This is a genomic window from Pseudomonas iridis, assembly GCF_017980685.1.
GTDB classification, from domain to species: Bacteria; Pseudomonadota; Gammaproteobacteria; order Pseudomonadales; family Pseudomonadaceae; genus Aquipseudomonas; species Aquipseudomonas iridis.
In genome coordinates, this window is sequence record NZ_JACXXO010000002.1 from 385821 (window position 1) to 410078 (window position 24258).

21 protein-coding genes and 1 riboswitch are annotated in these 24258 nt (G+C 59.6%); of the genes, 14 read left to right on the top strand and 7 right to left on the bottom strand.

Going from position 1 to position 24258, the window contains the following annotated elements; all coding sequences use genetic code 11:
- Nucleotides 1-26 precede the first annotated feature (26 nt).
- Genes IEQ42_RS06655 through IEQ42_RS06665 form a run of 3 tightly spaced genes read left to right on the top strand, consistent with a single transcriptional unit; the run spans nt 27 to nt 2927 of the window.
- The gene (locus IEQ42_RS06655) at nt 27-965 is read left to right on the top strand and encodes a DUF6625 family protein (protein ID WP_210702972.1); all 939 of its coding nucleotides are present in this window, start codon (nt 27-29) and stop codon (nt 963-965) included.
- On the top strand, nt 907-2046 hold the full coding sequence (locus IEQ42_RS06660) for a glycosyltransferase (RefSeq protein ID WP_210702973.1): 1140 nt from the start codon (nt 907-909) through the stop codon (nt 2044-2046). The genes IEQ42_RS06655 and IEQ42_RS06660 overlap by 59 nt, the downstream gene beginning before the upstream one ends.
- Nucleotides 2043-2927: a glycosyltransferase gene (locus tag IEQ42_RS06665; RefSeq protein ID WP_210702974.1), complete on the top strand. Its 885-nt coding sequence runs from the start codon at nt 2043-2045 to the stop codon at nt 2925-2927. Before IEQ42_RS06660 ends, IEQ42_RS06665 begins: the two co-directional genes overlap by 4 nt.
- Before the next feature lie 58 nt (nt 2928-2985).
- Here IEQ42_RS06665 and IEQ42_RS06670 read toward each other — a convergent pair whose 3' ends face one another.
- Nucleotides 2986-4851 carry a bifunctional O-antigen ligase/aminoglycoside phosphotransferase family protein gene (locus IEQ42_RS06670; RefSeq protein WP_210702975.1) on the bottom strand — a complete coding sequence of 622 codons (1866 nt, stop codon included), beginning with the start codon at nt 4849-4851 and terminating at the stop codon, nt 2986-2988.
- Between the two features lie 154 nt (nt 4852-5005).
- Between IEQ42_RS06670 and msbA the strand changes: the two genes are divergently transcribed.
- From msbA to IEQ42_RS06695, 5 genes are all read left to right on the top strand, one after another.
- Nucleotides 5006-6808: a lipid A export permease/ATP-binding protein MsbA gene (msbA, locus tag IEQ42_RS06675; RefSeq protein ID WP_210702976.1), complete on the top strand. Its 1803-nt coding sequence runs from the start codon at nt 5006-5008 to the stop codon at nt 6806-6808.
- A gap of 241 nt (nt 6809-7049) precedes the next feature.
- Complete coding sequence (gene hldE, locus IEQ42_RS06680) at nt 7050-8471, top strand: bifunctional D-glycero-beta-D-manno-heptose-7-phosphate kinase/D-glycero-beta-D-manno-heptose 1-phosphate adenylyltransferase HldE (RefSeq protein WP_210702977.1); 1422 nt, start codon at nt 7050-7052, stop codon at nt 8469-8471.
- 130 nt (nt 8472-8601) lie between these two features.
- The gene (locus tag IEQ42_RS06685) at nt 8602-9576 is read left to right on the top strand and encodes a glycosyltransferase family protein (RefSeq protein ID WP_210702978.1); all 975 of its coding nucleotides are present in this window, start codon (nt 8602-8604) and stop codon (nt 9574-9576) included.
- Nucleotides 9577-10263 (top strand): hypothetical protein, encoded by a 687-nt coding sequence (locus IEQ42_RS06690; RefSeq protein WP_210702979.1) that lies wholly within the window; start codon nt 9577-9579, stop codon nt 10261-10263.
- A 49-nt stretch (nt 10264-10312) separates the two neighbouring features.
- Entirely contained in the window at nt 10313-11113 is an 801-nt protein-coding gene (locus IEQ42_RS06695) for a hypothetical protein (protein WP_210702980.1), read from the top strand.
- A gap of 7 nt (nt 11114-11120) precedes the next feature.
- Here IEQ42_RS06695 and IEQ42_RS06700 read toward each other — a convergent pair whose 3' ends face one another.
- From IEQ42_RS06700 to IEQ42_RS06715, 4 genes are all read right to left on the bottom strand, one after another.
- Nucleotides 11121-12083, bottom strand: coding sequence for a metal ABC transporter ATPase (locus tag IEQ42_RS06700; protein WP_150687570.1), 963 nt, complete (start codon nt 12081-12083; stop codon nt 11121-11123).
- A 31-nt stretch (nt 12084-12114) separates the two neighbouring features.
- Entirely contained in the window at nt 12115-12927 is an 813-nt protein-coding gene (locus IEQ42_RS06705; RefSeq protein ID WP_210702981.1) for an aldo/keto reductase, read from the bottom strand.
- The gene (locus tag IEQ42_RS06710; RefSeq protein WP_042557344.1) at nt 12924-14099 is read right to left on the bottom strand and encodes an NAD(P)/FAD-dependent oxidoreductase; all 1176 of its coding nucleotides are present in this window, start codon (nt 14097-14099) and stop codon (nt 12924-12926) included. The genes IEQ42_RS06705 and IEQ42_RS06710 overlap by 4 nt, the downstream gene beginning before the upstream one ends.
- Nucleotides 14100-14274: 175 nt before the next feature.
- Entirely contained in the window at nt 14275-14607 is a 333-nt protein-coding gene (locus tag IEQ42_RS06715) for a DMT family transporter (protein WP_210702982.1), read from the bottom strand.
- Nucleotides 14608-14709: 102 nt separating this feature from the next.
- Between IEQ42_RS06715 and IEQ42_RS06720 the strand changes: the two genes are divergently transcribed.
- Together IEQ42_RS06720 and waaA are read left to right on the top strand one after the other, a co-directional pair.
- The gene (locus IEQ42_RS06720) at nt 14710-15612 is read left to right on the top strand and encodes a LysR family transcriptional regulator (RefSeq protein WP_210702983.1); all 903 of its coding nucleotides are present in this window, start codon (nt 14710-14712) and stop codon (nt 15610-15612) included.
- An 11-nt stretch (nt 15613-15623) separates the two neighbouring features.
- Nucleotides 15624-16898: a lipid IV(A) 3-deoxy-D-manno-octulosonic acid transferase gene (gene waaA / locus IEQ42_RS06725; protein ID WP_210702984.1), complete on the top strand. Its 1275-nt coding sequence runs from the start codon at nt 15624-15626 to the stop codon at nt 16896-16898.
- Nucleotides 16899-16982: 84 nt separating this feature from the next.
- Here waaA and IEQ42_RS06730 read toward each other — a convergent pair whose 3' ends face one another.
- The gene (locus IEQ42_RS06730; RefSeq protein WP_210702985.1) at nt 16983-18416 is read right to left on the bottom strand and encodes a TolC family outer membrane protein; all 1434 of its coding nucleotides are present in this window, start codon (nt 18414-18416) and stop codon (nt 16983-16985) included.
- Nucleotides 18417-18612: 196 nt separating this feature from the next.
- Nucleotides 18613-18718, top strand: a riboswitch (TPP riboswitch).
- A gap of 146 nt (nt 18719-18864) precedes the next feature.
- On the opposite strand from IEQ42_RS06730, the gene thiC reads away from it, so the two are divergent.
- Nucleotides 18865-20754 (top strand): phosphomethylpyrimidine synthase ThiC, encoded by a 1890-nt coding sequence (gene thiC, locus IEQ42_RS06735; protein WP_042557350.1) that lies wholly within the window; start codon nt 18865-18867, stop codon nt 20752-20754.
- A 139-nt stretch (nt 20755-20893) separates the two neighbouring features.
- Nucleotides 20894-22186 (top strand): putative hydroxymethylpyrimidine transporter CytX, encoded by a 1293-nt coding sequence (gene cytX, locus IEQ42_RS06740; RefSeq protein ID WP_210702986.1) that lies wholly within the window; start codon nt 20894-20896, stop codon nt 22184-22186.
- Here the strand turns inward: cytX and IEQ42_RS06745 are convergent.
- Entirely contained in the window at nt 22155-22901 is a 747-nt protein-coding gene (locus tag IEQ42_RS06745) for an RsiV family protein (protein WP_210702987.1), read from the bottom strand. The two genes, cytX and IEQ42_RS06745, sit on opposite strands and share 32 nt — an antisense overlap.
- A 228-nt stretch (nt 22902-23129) precedes the next feature.
- Between IEQ42_RS06745 and IEQ42_RS06750 the strand changes: the two genes are divergently transcribed.
- Both IEQ42_RS06750 and IEQ42_RS06755 read left to right on the top strand, forming a co-directional pair.
- The gene (locus tag IEQ42_RS06750) at nt 23130-23747 is read left to right on the top strand and encodes an NUDIX domain-containing protein (RefSeq protein ID WP_115145950.1); all 618 of its coding nucleotides are present in this window, start codon (nt 23130-23132) and stop codon (nt 23745-23747) included.
- Nucleotides 23738-24190, top strand: a complete 453-nt coding sequence (locus IEQ42_RS06755) for a DUF1249 domain-containing protein (RefSeq protein ID WP_042557354.1) — start codon at nt 23738-23740, stop codon at nt 24188-24190. Before IEQ42_RS06750 ends, IEQ42_RS06755 begins: the two co-directional genes overlap by 10 nt.
- The last annotated feature ends 68 nt before the right edge of the window (nt 24191-24258 follow it).

A 24258-nucleotide genomic window follows, 5' to 3' on the forward strand; every position in this document is an offset into this window, starting at 1 on the left:
TGAATTGATAATTCTGGTGATTTGCTTTGATTAATCCATGTCCGCGGATTTTGTTTCTGATTCCATATTTTGGCCAATGGCCATTCTGGATGCCGTTTTTCCTGGAGAGTTGTCGGCGCAATGCCGACATCGACTGGTTGCTGTTCAGCGATTGCGGCACCCCACCGGATCTGCCGCCCAACGTTACGGTCGAGGCCATGACGTTCGGTGATTATTGTGAGTTGGTGTCGAAGCGTCTGGGGATCGAGTTTGCCCCCCGGGCGGCCTACAAGTTATGCGACATCAAGCCTGCTCTGGGTCACATCCATGCTGATCGATTGCACGGCTACGACTTCTGGGCATTCGGCGATATTGACCTTGTGTACGGTGACCTGCGAAGTTACTTCACCTCGGATCGACTGGCCGGTTATGACCTGTTCTCGACTCATGAGCGTCGGGTGGCGGGGCATTTGTGTCTGATGCGCAACACGGCACGCAAGCGTGAGCTGTTCATGCAGATCAAGGATTGGCAGTCGCGTTTCACTGATCAGGAGCACCACGCGCTGGACGAGGGCGCATTCAGTCGCATCTTTCTCTGGCGCAAGAATTTTCCCGAACCTCTTTTTACTCTGGTGGGCAAGCTCAATCCGTGGCGTCGCCGCAGCGAGTTCACCGAGGCATTCAGTACGCCCGGTGGCTGCATCAAGTGGCACGACGGCACCGATGATTTTCCGCGTCGCTGGTTTTGGCGCGATGGCAATTTGAGTAACGATCGCGATGGCGATCGCCGGTTTCCGTATTTCCATTTCGTCTGCTGGAAGCGCAACGAGTGGTCACGGTTGCCTCAACCCGATCAGGCTGAGATCAGGCGAATTGCCGCCGATCCGGCCTGGATCATCGATGCAACGGGTTTCCACGGGGAGATTTATGAGTCAACGGTCAAAGGTTCTGCAGCTGCAGCCAGACTACAACGTCAAAGCCCATGATTTCGCCGACCTCGCGGAGCAGATCGTCAAAGCCTTGCCGGCTGATCGCTATGAGGTGACCGCAGCGTTTCTGCGCGGAAAACCGGGGCCAGGAGAGGCTGTCAGTCGGGCCGACCGCTCGGTGTATTTCGAGTTTTCCGACAAGTCCCTCAAAGGGCTGCGCCTGCGGGCGATGTGGCAGTTGTACAAATTCTGCCGGCGGGAAAAGTTCGACGTGGTCATTTGCAACCGCTTCAAACCGGTGAACATGATGTTGACGCTCAATCGCTGGCTGAAAGTGCCGTTGTGCATTGGCATCTCTCACGGCTTCGGTGAGTACGACCGCTTTTACCGACGGCGTCAGACTCAACGTCTGATCGACCGGCACTGGCGCTTTGTCGGTGTATCGCCGGCAGTCAAACAGTATCTGCTGGACTGCAACTGCGGTTTTACCGATGCCAACACCTGGGCCATTACCAACGCTATCGATATCGAGCAGGCCGAAGGCTTGCAGCACAGCCGCGAGCGCGCGCGCGAGCTGCTGGGTATCGAGCCGAATGTGCGCCTGATCGGCGCTCTGGGGCGCCTGGTCTCGGTCAAGGGGCACACCTATCTGTTGCGGGCGTTCGCTGCGCTGAAGGACAAATATCCCGACACGCAGTTGGCGATCATTGGTGCCGGCCGTTTACAGGCGCCGCTGGCGGCCGAGATCGAACAACTGGGTCTGAGCGGTCGTGCGCATCTGTTGGGTTTCAAGGAAAACGCTCTTCAATACGTGCGTGCGTTTGATATCTGGACCATGCCTTCACTGGCTGAGGGGCTGGGTCTGGCGCTGCTGGAAGGCATGAGCGGACACTTGCCAGTGATTGCTTCGAACGTGCCGGCGATGTTGCCATTGATCGAAGGCGCTGGTGGTTTGGCTGTCACGCCAGCAGATGTTTCTGGCTTGGTCGTAGCACTGGACACTTATCTGGCGCTGTCGGACGAGGAACTCAAGGCCAAGGGCGCTCAGGCGTATCGCTATCTGCAGGAACAACACGACATCCAAGTGTTCCGTCAGGAATACTTGAACCTGATTGACTCTGGCCTGGAACAGCAATGAGCGACACACAACCTATCGTCACGGTCATTATTGCGTCGTATAACCACGGCCCTTACATCGAAGAAAGCATCCTCAGTGTCATTAATCAGAGCTACAGAAACATTGAGCTGCTGGTCGTCGACGATGGGTCGAAAGATGACAGCGTCGAGCGTATCAACGCCTTGCAGGCGCAGCACGGGTTCGATTTTCGTGTGCAGCAGAATCAGGGTCTGACCAACACGCTAAACGGTGCGATCGCGCGTTCCAAGGGCAGCCTGATCGTACCGTTCGGCTCTGACGACATCATGCTCCCGGAGCGTATCGCCACGCAGGTCGCTTACCTGGAAGGCAAGCCGGAGGTCGGTATCTGCGCCGGCAACATCGAGCTGATCGACGCCGACGGCAATCTGTATCCGGAAAAGCGCCAGCGCCGCGATGTGCCGTTCCGTCGTCTGGATTTCGAAGACATGTTGCTGGAGCGCAAGCCTTACCCGCCGGCGCCGACCCTGATGATCCGCCGTGAAGCGCTGGATAAGGTTGGCGGGTTTGATCCGACGATTCGTCTTGAGGATCTGGCGATCGAACTGAAGGTGGCCCATGCCGGTTACTTTATTGATGGCTTGAGCGTGCTGATGGCACGTTATCGCAAGCACGCTACCAATTCGTACAAGAACCACCGCTTCATGATCGATAATATTCTGCGCACTTACGCGTTGTTCAGTGATCATCCGCTGTACGACCACGTGCGCTACAAATTCCTTAGCTCCATGTTCCTCAAGGTTGCAAACCGCGACCGTCAACTGGCGCGGGAACTGCTGGCGCAGATTCCATTCAAGGCATGGAACAAAAAGACCTGGCGGGGATTGGCTCGTCTGTACTTTTCGCCGCTGGAGAAAGACTGAGGTTGTTGATCCTGCTGAGCGAGCTCAGCAGGAAGCCATGAGCGGCGGGCTACGCTCATCAATGAGCCTGGGTCGGTCTCGCGCTGGCCAGCACCTGTCTGCGCAGATTATCCACAGCGGAGGTGGACGACGTCACAGCGTATCCCTGTAGCAACGCGTCGAGGTGTTCCTCGAACAGCCAGCGCTTGTCGACGGTGTAGCGTTGCATGTGCCGCAGATTGCGTTGGCGCAACGAAATACTGAGCGTCGAGGGATAGATCCGCAGGTCTGCCAGGTCAATCAGTCCGAACTCGCCGTCCTCCATGACCAGGACGTTGCCCAGGTGTAGCGAGCGGAAATACACGCCTTGCGCATGCAACTGGCCCATGAATTCACCGAAGCGCTCGACCAGCGCCCCACGGACTGCCGGCGCAGTAATGCTTTGCAGAACCTGTCGCATCGTGTGCCCCGACAGCGGCGCATAGTGCACTGCGCTGCTGCCGTCCTCAAGGCGATACAAATCCAGCACCTTGGGCGTAGGAATACCCATCGTGCGCAGCTGTTCGCTGTTGACCGCAAAACGCTCGGAGTAAGGGTTAAAGTTGCCCGACGTGTACCAGCGGCGACGGCGGAACAGTTTAAGAAAGCTACCGTCGGCCAAACGCAGCACCTTGGGGCCGAGGCCGTCTTCTTCGATCACTTGGGCATCGCTGCTCAGTCGCTGAAGATCAGTCACCGCCAGCTTTTGCACCGGCGTTGCGAGCAGGCGCCGTGCGCGCTGATTGATACTCAATGCCGCGATCAGTGCCAGCGGAATCCATAGCAGGAACCAGTGTTCCTTGGGGCGGGAGATTATTCCGCCGCCTTCGGTCAAACCGGCACCGATGCCAAACATCAGCCAGGTGGAGGCGATGATCAGCAATGGCTGCACGCGCTGGCGCCAACTGCTCATCAGCCCCCAGGCGTGGAAAAACAACCACGGCAGAAGGCCAAGAATACCCACGTAATAGATCACACCTAATACAAAGCTGTGCGGCTCCCGAAAGTTGTAACCCACCCCCGGATCAATCGCCAAGCTGGCGTTATAACCATGGCCGATCCATGGATGATCGGCGATTTTTTCCAGGACCAACTGCCAGATTTCAAAGCGGTACGAATCGCCGCGGTCGAGAAGCATTTTCGAGAACAGCGTGATTACTGCTACGCCGCTGAGGGCCAGTGCGCTCAGGAGTATCAGCGAGCGGCGGTTCCAGCAGATGAAACCCAGCCATATTGCCGCCATGGTCAGCGCCATCAGAGGGGTTCTTGAGCCAGTGCCAATGACCGCTGCAAACATGACCAGCATCGCTGGCACGCTCAACCACAGCAATCGGCTCTGCTTGCAAGTCATGCTCAGGCTGAGCCAATAGGCGCAGAAAAAGCCGAACAGGTGCGAGCTGAGCAGCGGGTTGTCGAACGCGCCACCGCCGATCAGGCGCTGGCCGGGCTCGTAGTGGCTGATGAACTGAACAAGAAAGCAGGCTGTGGCGACCAATGCGACCAGCGCGGCGGTCAACAGCAGCGGGGCCAGAATGTCATTTCGGTAGCGAACTAGCAGGTAGCTGCCAGCGAAGAGCATCAAGATGTGCAAGGGCGGCTTGAACAGGCTGCCGAGTGACTCGCCACTCGGCCCCCAGGCCAGGCTAAGTAACGCCCAGGCCGCGAACACCAGAAACGCGATGAAGATCGGTTCGCGCAGCAATTCTTTCAGTTCGCGTGGGCGCAGGCACAAAGCAATCAGCGTAGGAATGCTGAACAGCCCGTAAAACAGCTTGTGAAGCAAGCTGCGGTCCGGCAAAAAGAACAGCGCGCACAAAAGGAGAAAATAGCCGACCGGAAGAATCCACAGGCTGATGAAATCGAAGACTCGACTGGAAGAAGTACTGCTTAAGCCGCGAAGTTGCATGCTGTGAGATTCAATCCTGAAGTTGATCGGCCATTTCGATGATGGCTATTTGGTGCTGAAAAAGCCGGCTAACAATAACAGCCTTTAGCCGATTGCCAGAACCCCGAACAAGCTGTGCTAAAGTCAGCGTCCTTTTTATCGACTCTCGCGTGATATGACCGATTCCAGTCCTGCCGCAAGCCCCTCGAGCTTGAAAATCTACTTCCGCCTGCTCGGCTATGTCCGGCCGTATATCAGTCTGTTTCTGATAAGCATCGTCGGTTTTCTGATTTTCGCGTCGACCCAGCCGATGCTCGGTTACATCCTCAAATACTTTGTTGATGGTTTATCCAACCCTGAGGCGGTGCTGTTCCCATCCGTGCCTTACCTGCGTGACTTGCAACTGTTGCAGGCCGTGCCACTGCTGATCATTCTGATCGCCGCGTGGCAGGGGCTGGGATCTTATCTGGGCAACTACTTCCTGGCCAAGGTTTCTCTCGGCCTGGTTCATGATTTGCGCGTGCAGCTGTTCAATAACTTGTTGGTGTTGCCGAACCGCTACTTCGACAAGCATAACTCTGGTCATCTGATTTCGCGTATCACCTTCAATGTGACGATGGTCACGGGGGCGGCGACAGATGCGATCAAGGTCGTAATCCGTGAAGGCATGACGGTGATCTTTCTGTTCGCCTCGTTGCTGTTCATGAACTGGAAGCTGACGCTGGTGATGGTCGCAATTCTGCCGTTGATCGCGGTTATGGTGAGTACCGCAAGCAAAAAATTCCGCAAGCAGAGCAAGAAAATCCAGGCAGCGATGGGCGATGTGACCCACGTGGCGTCGGAAACCATCCAGGGTTATCGCGTGGTGCGCAGCTTCGGCGGCGAAGCTTACGAAGAGAAGCGTTTCTTCAATGCCAGTCAGGGCAATACTGACAAGCAACTGCGAATGACCCGCACCGGGGCGATCTATACGCCGTTACTACAACTGGTGATTTACAGCGCCATGGCGGTGCTGATGTTCCTCGTACTGTATCTGCGTGGTGATGCCTCGGCGGGCGACATGGTGGCCTACATCACATTGGCCGGCCTGTTACCGAAACCGATCCGTCAGTTGTCTGAAGTCAGCTCGACCATCCAGAAAGGTGTCGCCGGCGCCGAAAGTATCTTCGAGCAACTGGATGTGGCGCCGGAAGTCGATACCGGTACGGTTGAGCGCGATGCCGTTACTGGTCGTCTCGATGTGCGTAACCTGAGCTTCACCTACCCCGGCACCGATCGCCAAGTGCTCGATGACATCAGTTTCTCGGCCGAACCGGGGCAGATGGTGGCACTGGTTGGGCGCTCGGGCAGCGGCAAGTCGACGCTGGCCAACCTGATTCCACGCTTCTACCACCACGACACGGGCGAAATCCTGATCGACGGTGTGGAAGTCGAGAAGTACAAACTGCTCAACCTGCGTCGCCACATCTCTCAGGTGACCCAGCACGTCACACTGTTCAGCGACACCGTGGCCAACAACATCGCATATGGCGACCTGGCCGGCGCACCGCGTGAAGATATCGAAAAAGCCGCACGTGATGCCTACGCTATGGATTTCATTGAGCAGTTGCCTGAAGGCCTGGATACCCAGGTAGGCGAGAACGGCGTGTTGCTGTCTGGTGGTCAGCGTCAGCGTCTGGCGATTGCCCGCGCCTTGCTCAAGAATGCACCACTGCTGATTCTCGACGAGGCCACCTCGGCCCTCGACACCGAATCCGAGCGCCATATTCAGGCGGCACTGGATCAAGTGATGAAGGGGCGTACCACCCTGGTGATCGCGCATCGTCTGTCGACCATCGAGAAGGCCGACCTGATTCTTGTCATGGATCAGGGCCGGATCGTCGAGCGCGGCACCCACGATGAGCTGTTGGCGCAGAACGGCTACTACTCGCGCCTCAATGCCATGGGCCTTGATGCTCCGCTCGAAGGCATCGCCTGACTCAGGTGCGAGCCTGCTCGCGATGGTTGTGACGCACTCGACATTAATGTCATGCGCGGCTCCACCGTCGCCAGCAGGCAATTCATGCTTGCCCAACACTCTCCAGTGGTCGCTTTCGCGCCTTTCCCTGTCAGAAATGTGCAAAAAAACGCGTGGGCTCATCCTGTTGCCAGCTCCGCGCTAGCCAGCACAACCCTGTGTTAATATCGCGCCCCTGTTCATTTTGTATGTGGGTTGCTCCATGAAGTTGTCCATGCCGCGATTCGATCAAGCCCCTGTCTTGGTGGTCGGCGATGTCATGCTCGACCGTTACTGGCATGGCGGAACCTCACGGATTTCCCCTGAGGCGCCGGTGCCGGTCGTTAAAGTCGAGCAAATCGAAGATCGTCCGGGCGGTGCCGCGAACGTTGCCTTGAACATTGCCGCGCTGGGTGCGCCGGCGTCACTGGTCGGCGTGACCGGTGACGACGAGGCTGCCGACAGCCTGAGCAACAGTCTCAAGGGCGCGGGTGTACGTGCCTTGTTCCAGCGCATTGCGCACCAGCCAACCATCGTCAAGCTGCGGGTCATGAGCCGGCACCAGCAATTGCTGCGAATTGACTTTGAAGAACCGTTTGCCACCGATGCCCTGGCTCTCGCCTCGCAGGTCGATGATCTGCTGGAAGGCATCAAGGTGCTGGTGTTGTCCGACTACGGCAAAGGCGCACTGAAAAATCATCAGGCGCTGATTCAGGCTGCCCGTGCCAGGAATATCCCGGTGCTGGCCGACCCGAAGGGCAAGGATTTCTCGATCTACCGTGGCGCCAGCCTGATCACCCCCAACCTCAGTGAATTCGAAGCCATCGTCGGCGGTTGCGCCGATGAGCATGAGCTGGTGAGCAAGGGCGCTGCGCTGATGCACGACCTTGAACTCGGTGCGCTGCTGGTGACCCGTGGCGAACACGGCATGACCCTGCTGCGTCCTGATCATCCGGCGCTGCACCTGCCGGCCCGTGCGCGAGAAGTGTTCGACGTCACCGGTGCCGGTGACACGGTGATCTCGACGCTGGCTGCTGCAATCGCCGCCGGCGAAGAGCTGCCCCATGCCGTGGCGCTGGCCAATCTGGCCGCAGGCATTGTGGTCGGCAAACTCGGTACGGCGGCCATCAGTGCTCCGGAACTGCGTCGCGCCATTCAGCGTGAAGAAGGCTCCGAGCGCGGTGTCCTGGGCCTGGAGCAGTTGGTTCTCGCGGTGGCCGATGCCCGTGCGCATAACGAAAAGATTGTGTTCACCAACGGCTGCTTCGACATTCTGCACGCCGGCCACGTGACCTATCTGGAACAGGCGCGCGCCCAGGGCGATCGTCTGATTGTCGCGGTCAATGACGATGCTTCGGTCAGTCGCTTGAAGGGGCCGGGTCGCCCGATCAACAGTGTCGACCGCCGCATGGCAGTTCTGGCAGGGTTGGGCGCGGTGGACTGGGTCATCAGTTTTCCTGAAGGCACCCCGGAAAACCTGCTGCGTGAGGTCAAGCCGGATGTGTTGGTCAAGGGCGGCGATTACGGGATCGACCAAGTGGTCGGCGCCGACATCGTGACAGCTTATGGCGGCACCGTGAAAGTGCTGGGGCTGGTTGAAAATAGCTCGACAACCGCGATTGTCGAAAAAATTCGCAGTCGTTGAGCAGATGAATTTTTATCGTTGTGTACTGCGTGTGCGCGGATTTTGCCTTGGGGATTTTACCGTTTCCGTTGAAGCTGGCAGGTTTGAATCCGATGCGCTTGCCTGCCTACGTCACGTGGTCAATTAACTTATGAAAGTCATGCTCCTGGTGATGCACGAACAGCGGGTCATTCTCGACCGGCTTTACGACATCGTGCAGCAGAACTGTGATGAATGTGTCATCTACCGTCTGAGCAAGCAGCAACAGATGAACCTGGGGCCGTTTCTGGCTTCGGTCGATTATCAGACTTTCGATCGCGTGGTGATCTTCTCCCGGGTCAAGCGCCTGGTACCGCAATTGCGCGTGCTCAAGTGCATTCCCGGGCTGGTGTTCCTCGAGCACGATGCCTACCAGAACTACATGCCCGCGAGTAAATACCGTGGCGTGTATTCGCGTCTCTACAGTCGTCTGCCGAGCTGCCGCGCGCTGGTGTCCGGCGCCGTAGTTGCCCGCAAAATGCTCGCTGAAGGCATCGACACCGTCTTCGTCTCCAAGGGTTACGACGAGCAGATGCTGCGCAATACCGGCGCCGAGCGGGATATTCCCATCGGTTTTCTGGGCAGCCTGAAAAGCACCGAGTACGCCGAGCGCAAGGCAATGCTTGAGTCGCTCGCGCAACGTACCGGCATGCTGGTGACTCGCACGAAATCGGGTTCGGAATACCTCGAAACACTCAATCGCATCAAGATCTTCGTCAGTGCCGACATCGGCATGAACGAGTTCATGATCAAGAATTTTGAAGCCATGGCTTGTGGCTGCGTGCTGCTGGCCTGGAGCCAGGGTGAAGAAGACCAGTTGCTCGGCTTCGAAGACATGCACAACACCGTGTTTTACCGCAGTGCAGACGAGGCCGTTGCGAAGATCAAACTGCTGCAGGACGACCCGGAGCTGGCGCAGCGTATCGCCATGAAGGGGCAGGAGTTTGCGCAAAGTCGCTATTCTTTCGCCCGCGTTGGCCAGGCCCTGGCAACGGAAATCCAGCGCGAGATGCGCCCATGGCAGCCGCCTTCGGCGTTCACGCAGTTCTGGGTCAAGCTACGCCACGGGATGAAGGTGCCGACCTGAATGAAGGACGAACACATGGCGCTGGATGCGCTGCCTGGCGGTGACCAGTCTGTTCTGCAGGCGCTGCCCGCGCCATTGCTGGCATGCCTGAGCCGTGCGCCTCGGGTCGTATTGATTGCCAACAATCCGGCCATTACGGCGGCGGATTTTCAGGCGTTGAACATTGGCGTCGATGACGTCGTCGTCAGCTTCAATACCTGTATCAAGGCGTCTGTGCTCGACTCGCGAAGCGTGAACGTCGTCGTGCATGGCTATAACGCGCAGGACGCGTACTTTTTTGGCCTGCCCTTGGGGCCGGACGTGCAGCGGCTGTTTGATCAGGCGGGTGAGCGCTGTTTCACCATGCTGGTCGGCTGTGCTGCACCGATGAGTCCGCTGACTCGGGTGGCCATGTACTGGGATCGCATTCCGCTGCCACCGCTCTGGAACTATCCGGTCGACCGGCCGGGCGGCAAGCGCTACGTTGGCCCCTCCACCGGTTTCAACACGCTCGTGCTGTTCGACTGGTTGCGCGGTCACGCCGGGTACACCTATCAGCTCATGACCCTGGGGTTTTCCAACGAAGCTGGAAAACTGTGGGGTGGGCATGCGTGGGATTACGAGCGCGACTGGCTGCAGAAATCGGACGTCATCGTCGTGCCGCTGCAACCCCGCCGCTGGTGGCAGAAGTTGTTTCGCCGCAAATAAGCGAGTCCGTGCCGGCCTACCCGTACAACTTTCGAAAAGGTGCTGTTGAGTGTTGAAAATTGCCGTGGCTTTTTTCGGTATCCCGAGAAACTCGCCGATTTGTTTTCCTTCCATCGAGCAGAACGTACTGGCGCAGTTACCTGCGGGCAGCGACGTGAAGTGCTTTTATCACCTGTACAAAATCGATGAAGTGCAGAACTCCCGTTCAGGCGAGAAAGGCGAGCTGGCGGCGGACAATTACCAGCCATTCGAGTCGATGACCGGGTCGCTGACCTCGACCGAAGGCGTGCTGGAGCGTTGGGATTTCGAGCAAGTCAAAGCACAGGGCGACACCTGGGCGGATGATTTTGCATCGTTGCGCAACCTGACCTATCAGCTCAACTCACTGCACACCGTCACCAGCATGATTGAATCCTTCAATCCCGATTTTGTGGTGTTCGTGCGGCCGGACAATTTCTTCCACAACCCGCTACCTGCTTATGTGTTCAATCATCCAGAAGCGCGGCGGCACAATGTCTACATTCCCGACTGGCAATGGTGGGGTGGATTGAACGACCGCTTTGCCATTTGCGGTCGCGATACTTACGTCGCGTATGGCAAGCGGATCGAGCGCATCTTCGAGTTCTGCAAGGTGACGGGGAGGAAGCTGCATTCCGAACGTTTGCTCAAATTCGCGTTGCAGCAGGCCGGCGCCAAGGTTTGCACACTGAAGACCCAGGCTTCGCGAGTGCGTATTACCGGCGCCTTTGCCGAGGAGTCGTTTTCGCCCAAGCGCGGTATGGGCAAACGCGAGAATCGCTACTTCCACTTCTTCGCCACGTTGCGTACGTGGCTGGATCGCCGGCGCTAACCGGCAGTCAGCGCGCGCGCTTCTTGCCCAGGCCAACAAGGCGCAACGCCTTGAGACTTAGCTGCTTGAGGCCTGCACGAGGGGGCTTTGCCGGTTGCAGGCCCTGTTGCACGAGCCAGTCTTTCCAGCGAATCCGCTCTTCGCGCACCACCCAGCCTTCTTGATTCGCAAAGCTCTCGGCCAGATAAAGTCCGCGCGTGCTGGCCGGTAGCAGTTTGTCGCGCTTGAGGGTGTACAGCTCGGCCACTGGCGCGCCGTCCTTGAGTGGCATCAAGTACAGATCGGGTCGCTTGCGGTCGAGCCGCGCCACCAGCTGATCGCCTTCCAGACGCTCATCGACGTGGAACAGGCTCAGGGATTTGGCTTCCTTGGGCACGTCCAGGCGCAAGTCGTAGATCAATTGCAGCGACGCTGTCGGCAAATGCACATAAGCGCGCGGCCGCTCCAGCAATTGCAGATTGGCGCTACGAATGGGCCGCGCTGAACCGGACAGTGGCGTCAACCGAAACGGCAAAGCCTCGCGATAGTGCAGGGCGGACGAGTAGGGCGCCGGCAGCCAAGTGTCGTTGAAACGCCCGCCGAGCCAGCCTTCGGGGGTTTCAAGCAAACACTCTTCGGCAATCTCTTGAATGGCTGTGTGCAGCGGAATATTCAGTTCGTGAGCCGGTACGTAACCGGATATCAGCTTCAGTACCACATCGCCGCGATCCTGCCGGCGCTGGCGCACCAGCACCCAGTAGTCGCGATTTTGCCAATGCAGGGTCAGGCGCACCGAGACGCCCAGATTCGCCAGTTCCAGCGAGAAGCGCTCGGCGTCCGCCACGCTGACCGGTTTGCGTCGCTGCAAGGTCTGCGTGAAATTCAATGGCATCCCGACGCTCTGATACGTCAGGCCTTCGGGCGTAGCTTCGACGAACAGTGGCAGAGTCTTGAAGTTGCTCGGGTTCTTTCTGATGAGCGTGCGCGGCATATCGGCTCCTGCTTAAGGCCGCGGGGCGGCGTCAGTGACTACGAAGGACTTGGGCTACGGTCGCAACGTTGTGGGCGAGGTGCAGCGGGTTGATCGTCCCGACGATAGCACTGGCGACGCCAGGTTGCGCGAAAAGCAACTCGAAGCTAGCGCGCACCGGATCCACGCCCGGGCTCAGGCAAACGTGACCGCTGGCCAGGGCCTTCTTAACCAGAATGGCTTTGCCGTGCGCAGCAGCATAGTCAATGACAGCCTTCTCGTTTTGTTCGTTCAGATTGTAGGTGACCATCGCGCAGTCGCCTTGCTCCAATGCTTTGAGGCCACCTTCGACGGTCTTGCCGGAAAAACCGAAGCCGCGAATCTTGCCCTCGGCCTTGAGCGCGGCGAGTGTGGCATAAACCTCTTCGTGCTCAAGGATGGCCAGGTCGTTGCCATCGGAGTGCACCAGCACCAGATCGATAACGTCCGTTTCCAGACGTTTCAGGCTGCGTTCGACCGACAAGCGCGTATGCGCGGCGCTGAAATCGTGTCGCGAGAGGCTGTCGGCAAACTCTTCGCCGACTTTGCTGACGATCACCCAATCCTGACGCTGGCCGCGCAACAGCGGACCAAGACGCTCTTCGCTGCGACCGTAGGCCGGGGCAGTGTCGATCAGGTTGATGCCCAACTCGCGTGCCTGCCTGAGCAGCATCCGAGCTTCGTCGTCATCGGGAATCTGGAAGCCGTTGGGGTATTTCACACCTTGATCGCGGCCAAGTTTGACCGTGCCCAGGCCCAGCGGTGAGACCGTCAGGCCGGTACTGCCCAGTGGGCGGTGAAAGTCATGCAGGGTGGCAATGCTCATGGCAACAGTTGCTCCCAGGCCGGAACGCCCATCGGTGGTTTTGGCAGCGACGGCAACGGTTCGCCGGGTTGCGGCTGGATACCGTCACGCTGCAATGAGGCCATCACTCGGTCGGCAAAGTCCGGCGCCAGCGCCAGTTTGGTCGGCCAGCCGACCAGCAAGCGACCCTCTTCGGCGAGGAACGCGTTGTCCGGGCGCGTCAGGCCGGTTTGCAGCGGCTCGGCACGGTCGACGCGCAACGTCGCCCATTGCGCGGTGCTGAGGTCGATCCACGGCAACAACTGGGCGATTTCTTTTTGCGCGGTAGCTATCTGTTCGGCGGGTTCGCGGTTCACGCCTTCACTTTCGGCAATGTCGCCACCCATGTACCAGACCCACTGGCCATCAGCCGCCGGATGCGTGGTGACGGTAATGCGCGGCTTGGTACCGCCACCCAGGCAGTGGGCGTACAGCGGTTTCAGGCCTGGGCCTTTGGCGAGGATCATGTGCAGCGGCCGGCGCTGCATGGCCGGTTTGCTGAGGCCCAGGTGTTCGAGCAAATGCGCGGTGCCTTCGCCAGCACTGAGCACGATGCGCTGGGCGCGGATCTCGCGACCGTCGACCTTCAGGCCTACCAGCACGCCTGCTTCCAGCAACGGCTCGATGGTCTGCCCGGCGAGCAGACCGTCACCGGCCAGATCGGCCAGACGCTGGATCAGGCTCGGCACATCGACCACCAGTTCGGCCAGACGATAGACCTTGCCCTTGAAACGCTTGTCTTGCAGGGCTGGCGGCAGTTGATCGCCCTTGACCTGATCGACGCGGCCGCGCACGGCTTTACTGGCGAAGAAACTGGTGAGGTTGCCGGCGAGGGTGCCCGGCGACCACAGGTAATGGGCTTCGGAGAGCAGGCGCACGCCGCTCAGATCCAGCTCGCCGTTGCCGGCCAGCGCTTCACGCCAGCGTCGCGGCATGTCGGCGATGGCTTCCGAAGCGCCGGTCAACGCGCCGTGCAGCGCGTACTTGGCGCCGCCGTGGATGATGCCTTGGGATTTCACACTCTGCCCGCCACCGAGGCTGGCACTTTCCACCAGTACGGTCGAAAACCCCTGACGGCGCAGGCGCGCATTCAGCCAGAGGCCGGCGACACCAGCGCCGACAATCAGAACGTCGGTGGAAATAACGGATGGCATGCAGCGACCTCAGTGTTCAAGACGAGAGCGCAGTATACAGACTCGGGAAAGAGGCGGATTTGTCGATGATCAACAGGCTGGATGCAAAATCAGATATGGGAGCGAGCCTGCTCGCGAAAGCGGTGTACGCCCTCTTCGCGAGCAGGCTCGCTCCCACAGGTACTGTGATTGGTTTTTAATGGCCGGCAGTTTTCGAGAACAGTTGAATCACCACAACGCCCAGAACAATCAACCCCATCCCCAACATCGCCGGCACATCCAGTTTCTGCCCATAGATGAACAGCGCCGCGATACTGACCATCACAATGCCCATCCCGGCCCACACCGCGTAAGCGACACCCACCGGGACTGTGCGCACTACCAGGATCAGCATCCAGAACGCGATGGCGTAACCCACGATCACTACCAGCAGCGGCAGCGGCGTGCTGAAGCCTTTGACCGCTTTCATCGAAACGGTGGCCATGACTTCGGCGCAGATGGCGATGGCAAGGTAGGCGTAGGCGTTCATGTGTAATCCTCATGTGTAGCGTTACTTTCTGAGGTCGGCATTTTAGAGATTGTTCAGATGCGGTAAAGTCATTACCTATCTGTTTGGGAGATGGGTTGCGCGATGAGTATGCAGTGGAATCTGGATCAGTTACGCGTGTTTATCACGGTCGCCGAACAGCGTTCGTTCTCCGCCGTGGCCCGGCAGCAGCGCAAGGCGCAGTCGGCGATCAGTAGTGCCATCGCTATGCTCGAGGACGATCTGGGCGTGAGTCTGTTTGAGCGTAGCAGCGGTCGCCAGCCGAGGCTCACCGAAGCGGGGGAGGCGCTGCTAGAGGAGGCGCGAGAAGTCTTGCGCCAGTGTGAGCGTCTGAATGGCCGGGCCATGGCGATGATGCGCGGCCAGGAAGCGCAACTGCGCGTGGCGCAGGATGAGGCGATGCCCTATCAGGCGCTGGTGGAAAGTTTCGGCGCGCTGGCCGATCAATTTCCCAGCCTGGAAGTACAACTCACCAGCGCGGCTCAAGGCGAAGTCGCGCGCAAACTCGTCGAGCGCCGCGCTGATCTCGGGCTGCTGTTCTATCACGATGAAATCCCCGAGGCGCTGGAGCGACGAGTGCTGGGAAGCGTGGAAATGGTTACGGTCTGCGGGATCAATCATCCGTTGGCGACGCAGCCCTACGTCACCTGCCAGCAACTGGCGCAACACCGGCAGCTGTTGATGTCGACGCAAACCAGTGTCTACCCCGGCAACGAGCCGGCCAGCCCACAGGTGTGGCGTGCCGACAGTTTTTACGTGATGGCCGAATGGCTCGTGCGCGATCTAGGCTGGGCGTGGCTGCCCAGGCACGTGGTGCAGTACTCGGCCTATCAGGGCTTGATGGTCGAACTCGACAGCGAATGGACGCCGCCAGCGCTGGTGGTGGAGCTGGTCTGGCGGCGTGACGAGCCGCTCGGCCCGGCTGCGCGTTGGCTGGCCGAGCGTTTTGCCGTGCACTTGCGCGCGATCGATGGAAAAAGTCGATAAACTCCGCCGCCATGAATAGAACTCTTTACACCGCGCTGTTTTACCTGGGGCTGCCATTGGTGGCGATTCGGCTGTGGCTGCGGGCGCGCAAGGCGCCGGCGTATGCCAAGCGCATTGGCGAACGTTTCTCTTGCGCGATGCCGGCGCTGCAACCCGGCGGCATCTGGGTACACGCGGTGTCGGTGGGCGAAAGCATCGCCGCCGCGCCGATGATCCGCGCGTTGCTGCAACGTTATCCACAGCTGCCGATAACAGTGACCTGCATGACCCCGACCGGCTCGGAGCGGATTCAGGCACTGTTCGCCACCGAGCCGCGCATCCAGCATTGCTACCTGCCCTATGACTTGCCATGTGCAGCGGCGCGCTTTCTTGATCGCGCACAGCCGAAACTGGCCGTGATCATGGAAACCGAACTGTGGCCCAACCATATTCATCAGTGCGCCAAACGCGGCATCCCGGTGGCGCTCGCCAACGGGCGATTGTCTGAACGGTCGGCCAAGGGTTATGGCCGCTTCAGCAAACTGACCGCGCCGATGCTCGCCGAAATGAGTTTTTTTGCCGTGCAGACCGAGGCCGAAGCTCAGCGCTTCCGCGATCTGGGTGCGCGTCCGGAGACCGTCGAAGTCACTGGTTCGATCAAATTCGACCTGACCATCGACCCGCAACTGCTGCAACGCGCCGCCCAATTGCGTGGCCAGTGGCAGGCGCTGGAGCGACCGGTGTGGATCGCTGCCAGCACCCATGAAGGCGAGGATGAAGTGGTGTTGAACGCCCATCGGCGTTTGTTGGCCAATCATCCGGATGCGTTGCTGATTCTGGTACCGCGTCACCCGGAGCGCTTCAACTCGGTGTTCGAACTGTGTCAGCGCGAAGGTTTTGCCACACTGCGTCGTTCGACCGCCGCCAATGTCGATGCGCAAACTTCGGTGCTGCTCGGCGACACCATGGGTGAGCTGCTGTTTCTTTACGCCTTGGCCGACAGCGCCTTTGTCGGCGGCAGTCTGGTGCCGAATGGCGGGCACAATTTGCTGGAGCCCGCCGCACTGGCGAAACCGGTGATCAGCGGCCCGCACCTGTTCAACTTCCTCGACATCGCCGCGCAGTTGCGCGAGGCCGGGGCGTTGGCTGAAGTGGATGATGCCGAAGGGCTGGCAGTGGAAGTCCAGCGCCTGTTCGAACTGCCACGGGATGCACAGCGTATGGCTGATGCGGGGCTGGCGGTGATGCGCCGCAATCAGGGCGCGTTGCAGCGATTGCTGGATGGCTTGGGCCGACTGATCAAATAAAGCAAAAAGATCGCAGCCTTCGGCAGCTTCTACAGGGGAATGCATTCCAATGTAGGAACTGCCGAAGGCTGCGATCTTTTGCGTTTAAGGGCGGGCCTTGAGTTGCTCTTCCGCAGCCTTGGCCAGATCCGGCGGCAGGAAATCCTTGTCCGGGTTGTAATCGGCCTTCAGGTAACGGCGCAGATCCTCCAGATCCCCCGGGTTCAATGTCCCCGCGGCCTGTTTCAAGCGCAGGTTGTCGAGGATGTAGTCATAACGCGTGTTGTTGTAGTTGCGCACCGAGGTATACAACTGGCGCTGCGCATCGAGCACGTCGACGATGTTGCGCGTGCCCACCTGATAACCGATTTCCGTGGCTTCCACCGCGCTCTGGTTGGAGATGATCGACTGACGGCGCGCCTGTACCTGCTCGACGTCGGTGTTCACCGCGCGGTGCAGGTTGCGAGTGTTTTCGACGACTTGCCGGCGCAGGGCTTCGCGCTGCTGCTCGGTTTGATCGAGGCGTGAGTAGGACTCACGCACCTGGGAGCTGGTCAGGCCGCCGCTGTAGATCGGGATGTTCAACTGCAAACCCAGCGTGCTTTGTTCAACATTGCCACCGTACGGCGCGCCGAATGAGTTCGGGTTGGCGAAACCGAGGGCGTCGTTGTCACCTTTTTCGTATTTGGCCACCGCATCGAGGGTCGGCAAGTGGCCGGCCTTGCGCTGTTTCAGGGTCTGCTCGGCGGAGCTGACAGCGTAGTTGCTGGCGAGCAGATTGAGGTTCTGTCGGGCGGCGGTGTCGACCCACGACTTGGCGTCATTCGGTGCCGGCGGCAGGATCGGCAGCGTATGGACAATGCCCTGAATCGAGTTGTACTGGCGGTTGGTCAGGGTGATCAGCGCTTCGAACGCATCATCGACCTGACGTTGCGCGACGATCCGGTTGGCACGGGCGGTGTCGTAGCTGGCTTGCGATTGCAGCACGTCGGTCTTGTCCGACAGGCCGACGTCGAAGCGTTCGTTGGACTGGTCGAGCTGGCGCTTTAACGCGGCTTCTTCAGCCTTGGTCGAGGCCAGGTTGTCCTGGCTGCGCAGCACGTTGAAGTAGCTTTCGGCCGATTGCAGGATCAGGTTCTGCTCGGTGGCCGACAGTTGCAGCGCGGCTTGTTCGTTGACGTCTTTGGCAGCCTGGTACTGGAACCAGCGATCGGCGCGGAACAGCGGCTGAGCCAGGGTCGCCTGATACGAGTGAGCGCTGCGGTTGGCGATGGCTGAAGGCTGGTCGAGCGAAGTGCGCACGTCAGCGACTTCGGCGCCACCGGACAGATTCGGCAGCAATCCGGCGCGAGCCTGCGGTACCACTTCTTTCTGTGCACCGTACTGGGCGCGGGCAGCGGCCAGGTCGGCGTTGTTGTCGACCGCTTCCTGATAGACGCTGACCAGATCGGTTTTGGTCGACAAGGGCGCTTCTGCTGCCCAGGCCATTGCGTTGGACGCACAAGACACGGCAAGAGCCAGTGAAAGTTTGCGCAGCATGAGGCGATCCCTAGCATGAATATTATGGAAGTAATCCGGGCGCCAAAGGTAAGGCGCGGCCCCTGTAGCGTCAAGGCTCGACGAGGCAGAGCGAGTGTAGTTGCGCCTGCGTTCGGCAACAATCCGTTAATTGCGCCATTCATCATGGTGTTTGCCGCGGTGTTGGCGTTCTTTGCCGGTTGTGTCTAGACTGGCCGGGTTCTTGTCGGGGTGCCTTGCTATGAGGCTGAGATCGAATAATTTCGGATCCCGTTGAACCTGATCAGGTTAGCGCCTGCGTAGGGAACAAGATTTCTCGTCACCCGGCGAGTCCTCTTGTGCTTCGTCCGGGAAATTGTTCGACAATCGAACGCTCGACGACGATGCACAGCACCAGTCCTGGTGCGTCCGTGCCTTTCAGGTTCTGCTCCGACAATCCACTGCCTGGATGATGTCTGGAGAGCCCGTGATGACTACAAAACCAAAAAACGCGATCAACCTGAGTGACTCGGCCAAGGTCGACGAGCAATCGGTCAAGCCGTTCACCCGTTCGCAAAAAGTCTACGTTCAGGGTTCGCGCCCGGACATCCTCGTGCCGATGCGCGAAATCAGTCTCGACGTGACCCCGACCGACTTCGGCGGCGAGATCAACGCGCCGGTCGTCGTGTACGACACCTCGGGCCCGTACACCGATCCCAACGTCATCATCGATGTGCGCAAAGGCCTGGGCGATGTGCGTTCGGCGTGGATCGAATCCCGTGGCGATACCGAGCGCCTGCCTGGCTTGAGTTCCAATTTTGGCCAGGAACGCCTGGCCGATGCCGAGCTGACCAAACTGCGCTTTGCCCACGTGAACAACCCGCGCCGCGCCAAGGCCGGGGCCAACGTCAGCCAGATGCACTACGCGCGCAAAGGCATCATTACCGCCGAGATGGAATACGTCGCCATCCGCGAAAACATGAAGCTCGAAGTGGCTCGCGCCGCCGGGCTGCTGGACCAGCAACACGCCGGGCACAGCTTCGGTGCCAGCGTGCCGAAAGTCATCACCCCTGAATTCGTCCGAGAAGAAATTGCCCGTGGTCGCGCGATCATTCCGGCCAACATCAACCACACCGAACTGGAACCGATGATCATCGGCCGTAACTTCCTGGTGAAGATCAACGGCAACATCGGCAACAGTGCTTTGGGTTCGTCCATTGAAGAAGAAGTGGCGAAACTGACCTGGGGCATTCGCTGGGGTTCGGACACGGTGATGGACCTGTCCACCGGCAAGCACATTCACGAAACCCGCGAGTGGATCATCCGCAACTCGCCGGTGCCGATCGGTACCGTGCCGATCTATCAGGCGTTGGAAAAAGTCGGTGGCGCCGCTGAAGACCTGACCTGGGAGTTGTTCCGCGACACGCTGATCGAGCAAGCCGAGCAGGGCGTCGACTACTTCACCATCCACGCCGGCGTGCTGTTGCGCTATGTGCCGCTGACCGCCAAGCGTGTGACGGGCATCGTTTCTCGTGGCGGTTCGATCATGGCCAAGTGGTGCCTGGCGCACCACAAAGAGAACTTCCTCTACACCCATTTCGACGAAATCTGCGAAATCATGAAGGCCTACGACGTCAGCTTCTCGCTGGGCGACGGCCTGCGTCCGGGGTCGATTGCCGACGCCAACGACGAAGCGCAATTCGGCGAGCTGGAAACCCTCGGCGAGCTGACCAAAATCGCCTGGAAGCACGACGTGCAGTGCATGATCGAAGGCCCGGGTCACGTGCCGATGCAGTTGATCAAAGAGAACATGGACAAGCAGCTGGAATGCTGCGACGAGGCGCCGTTCTACACCCTTGGCCCGTTGACCACTGACATCGCGCCGGGCTACGACCACATCACCTCCGGTATCGGTGCGGCGATGATCGGCTGGTTCGGTTGCGCCATGCTTTGCTACGTGACGCCGAAGGAGCACTTGGGTCTGCCGAACAAGGATGACGTGAAGACCGGGATCATCACCTACAAGATCGCCGCGCACGCAGCGGACTTGGCCAAGGGGCACCCGGGCGCACAGATCCGCGACAACGCCTTGAGCAAGGCGCGGTTCGAATTCCGTTGGGAAGACCAGTTCAACCTCGGCCTCGATCCGGATACCGCGCGTTCGTACCACGATGAAACCTTGCCGAAAGACTCGGCCAAGGTCGCGCATTTCTGCTCGATGTGCGGGCCGAAATTCTGCTCGATGAAGATCACTCAGGAAGTCCGCGAATACGCGGCCAACCAGCGGATCGAAGCGGTCGACGTGGACGTCGCCCAAGGCCTGGCGGAACAGGCTGAGCGGTTCAAGAAGGAAGGCAGTCAGCTGTACAAGAAGGTTTGATCTGACCTGAAAGAGTGGGCCTGCAAGGGCCCCTTCGCGAGCAGGCTCGCTCCCACATTGGAATGCATTCTCATGTGGGAGCGAGCCTGCTCGCGAATGCGGTCAACACAACAACAAATGTCCCTCTGAGATAACACCCTTGAGCATTCAACCCAGCACTTATTCCCCCGACCTCGCCGTGCCCGCCGACAAACGTGTATTCGGCGGTCGCGATCTGTTTTCCCTGTGGTTCTCCCTCGGCATCGGCCTGATGGTGCTGCAGACCGGCGCATTGCTTGCGCCGGGTCTGGGCTTGTCCGGTTCGCTGCTGGCCATTTTCCTCGGCACGCTGGTCGGCGTTTTGCTGCTGGCGGCCGTCGGCGTGATCGGCAGCGACACCGGTCTGTCTTCGATGGCTGCACTCAAACTCAGCCTCGGCAGCAAAGGTGCGAGCCTGCCGGCGCTGCTCAATCTGCTGCAACTGATCGGTTGGGGCTCGTTCGAAATCATCGTCATGCGTGATGCGGCCAGCCTGCTCGGCACCCGCGCATTCAGCGAAGATTCGCTGTGGTCCAACCCGGTGTTGTGGACGCTGTTCTTCGGCGCTCTGGCAACCCTGCTTGCCGTCAGCGGGCCGCTGACGTTTGTCCGGCAGATCCTGCGCAAATGGGGGATCTGGCTGCTGTTGGCTGCGTGCCTCTGGCTGACCTGGAACCTGTTCGCCAAGGCGGATCTGACGGCGCTCTGGGCGCGTGCCGGTGACGGTTCGATGCCATTCGCCGTGGGCTTCGACATCGCCATTGCCATGCCGCTGTCGTGGCTGCCGCTGATTGCCGACTACTCGCGTTTCGGCAAGCGTGCGAAGAACGTTTTCGGCGGCACGGCTGTCGGTTTCTTCATCGGTAACTTCTGGCTGATGAGCCTTGGCGTGGCCTACACCCTGGCGTTCGCGCCGAGCGGTGAAGTCAATGCGTTGCTGCTGGCACTGGCCGGTGCCGGGTTGGGTATTCCGCTGCTGCTGATCCTGCTCGACGAATCGGAAAACGCCTTCGCCGACATTCATTCGGCAGCGGTGTCCAGCGGGATTCTGTTGCGCCTGAAAGTCGAGCATCTGGCGCTCGCCATCGGCGTCATCTGCACGCTGATTGCACTGCTGGCGCCATTGGCGCAATACCAGAATTTCCTGCTGCTGATCGGCTCGGTGTTTGCGCCGTTGTTCGGCGTGGTGCTGGTGGATCACTTCATCCTGCGCAAGCGCCGGGGGCAGGTCGCATCAGCCGCGTTGCGCTGGCCGGCGTTGTTGGCGTGGCTGGGGGGTGTCAGCACCTATCACTTGCTGGCGAATCTGTATCCGGACATCGGCGCCACCCTGCCGGCGCTGGTGCTGGCAGGGCTGCTGCAATTTGTGCTCGGTCGCGCCTTCAGTTACGGCCGGGAAACAGCTCAGGCTTGAGAATGCCGTTCAGACGTGGATAAGGGATCTTCAGTTCGACGTGGCCCAGCGCGTAAGGCGCGATGGTGCTTGTTTCGTACTTGAGGATCACCCCGCCGTAGGTCAACGCCACGTGCGGGGTTTTCACGAATGGCCAGCTCTTGACGAACTCGGGCTCCTGATCGAGCTTGGTGCTGATCAGCCAGCTGTTGTGCGCCACTTGCGCAGCCTTCCAGAACGCCTCTTCCTGCCCCGGCATCAGCATGTCGGACAGGTTCAGCACTTTGTGCTGCTGGCGCGAATAGTTGATGAAACCGCGACCCGGTGTGCCATGCGCGCCACCGGTGTCCAGGTAGCTCGACAATTCGATGATCACCAAGCCGTCATGCTGCTCACGTACTTTCGCTTGCAGATAGCTGCTGTTGCGCGGGCCGGCGTTGGCGAGGAACTGCTCGCGGTAGGCCGCCAGCGTCGGCGCGACAGGCGCGCCCGGCTCGGTGCGGGTCATTTGCAGCAGGCGTTTTTCGATGATCGGGTCCAGCGCGGGCTCTGCCGGGAAACGCAGGGTGTCGATGTTCACCAGCGGGCAATCAGGGGTGGAACATCCCGGTTTCAGCTGTTCCGACGCATCTCGGGTGGTTTCCAGCGGCGTGCGATAGTTGGGCTGGAACAGGCTCGCGCACGCGCCCAGGGTCAGGGCAATGGCGGCCACGGAGGCAATTTTGAAAAGCGACATGGGCGTCCTTTCGAAAGCAGGGGAAGGCAAAAAGTTACCGCTTCGACTCTCAACGAAGCAGTCAGTTCGCCACTAAGCTAATTAGAGTGGGTTTCGCCGCCACCGTCCATCCCGATGACGGTAAAGGGGCTGCATCAAACGGTACGGGCGCGTTAGGATGGCGCGAAGTCGAGGTTGCCGGTAACGATAAGCAACCTCGTAATGGATTCGCAGTAAACGAGGATGCTCATGACTGATTTTGCCAACGCCATTCCGACCGCCGTCGACATCGTGCGCCGCGAGAGCTGCTATCAGGGCTTCTACAAGCTCGACCGTGTGCACCTGCGCCATGAGCTGTTCGCCGGGGGCATGAGCCGCGAGATCAATCGTGAAGTGTTCGTGCGTCATGATGCCGTGTGCGTGCTGCCGTACGATCCGCAGCGCGACGAAGTGGTGCTGATCGAGCAGTTTCGCGTCGGCGCGATGGGCAAGGCTGACAATCCGTGGCTGGTAGAACTGGTCGCTGGTCTGATCGACAAGGATGAACAGCCGGAAGAAGTTGCTCACCGCGAGGCGCAGGAGGAAGCTGGGCTGGACATCAAGGCCCTTTGGCCGATGACCAAATATTTCCCGTCACCGGGCGGCAGCAACGAGTTCGTGCATCTGTATCTGGGGCGTTGCAGCACCGATGGCGTTGGCGGCCTGCATGGGCTGGAGGAAGAGGCAGAAGATATCCGCGTCACGGTCTGGGCCTTTGAAGATGCCTTGCAGGCCGTCCGTGACGGACGCATTGCCAACGCGGCGAGCATCATCGCTTTGCAGTGGCTGGCGCTCAACCGCGCCGAAGTGAGGGGGTTATGGTTGTAAACAAGTTGCGCGATCGTTATCGAGTCGACCTCGTGGGGCTACAGGCTGCCTGCGAGGCCAACTACGCGCGCCTGATGCGACTGGTGCCGGACATGCGCAACGAGCCCGAGGCGCGGCGCATCGCCGTGACTCAGGGCGAGCAGATGCTCGGCGTACTGGCCCTCGAAGTGCTGCAAACCTGTCCATATACCACCACGTTGCAGGTGCGCCAGGAGCACAGCCTGCCGTGGCTGCCGGTGCCGCAACTGGAAGTTCAGGTCTATCACGACGCGCGTATGGCTGAAGTGATCAGCGCCGAACATGCACGACGCTTTCGCGGCATCTATCCTTACCCGAACGCCGCGATGCATCAGCCCGATGAAAAAGCTCAGCTCAATCTGTTCCTGGGGGAATGGCTGAGTCATTGTCTGGCGCTGGGGCACGAGTACGAAGTCGTACGCTAGTTGTGAACTGCGTCCGGTTCCTCGGTTTCCTCTTTCAGTGATCCCCCAGCATAATTGCGGCACTTAAC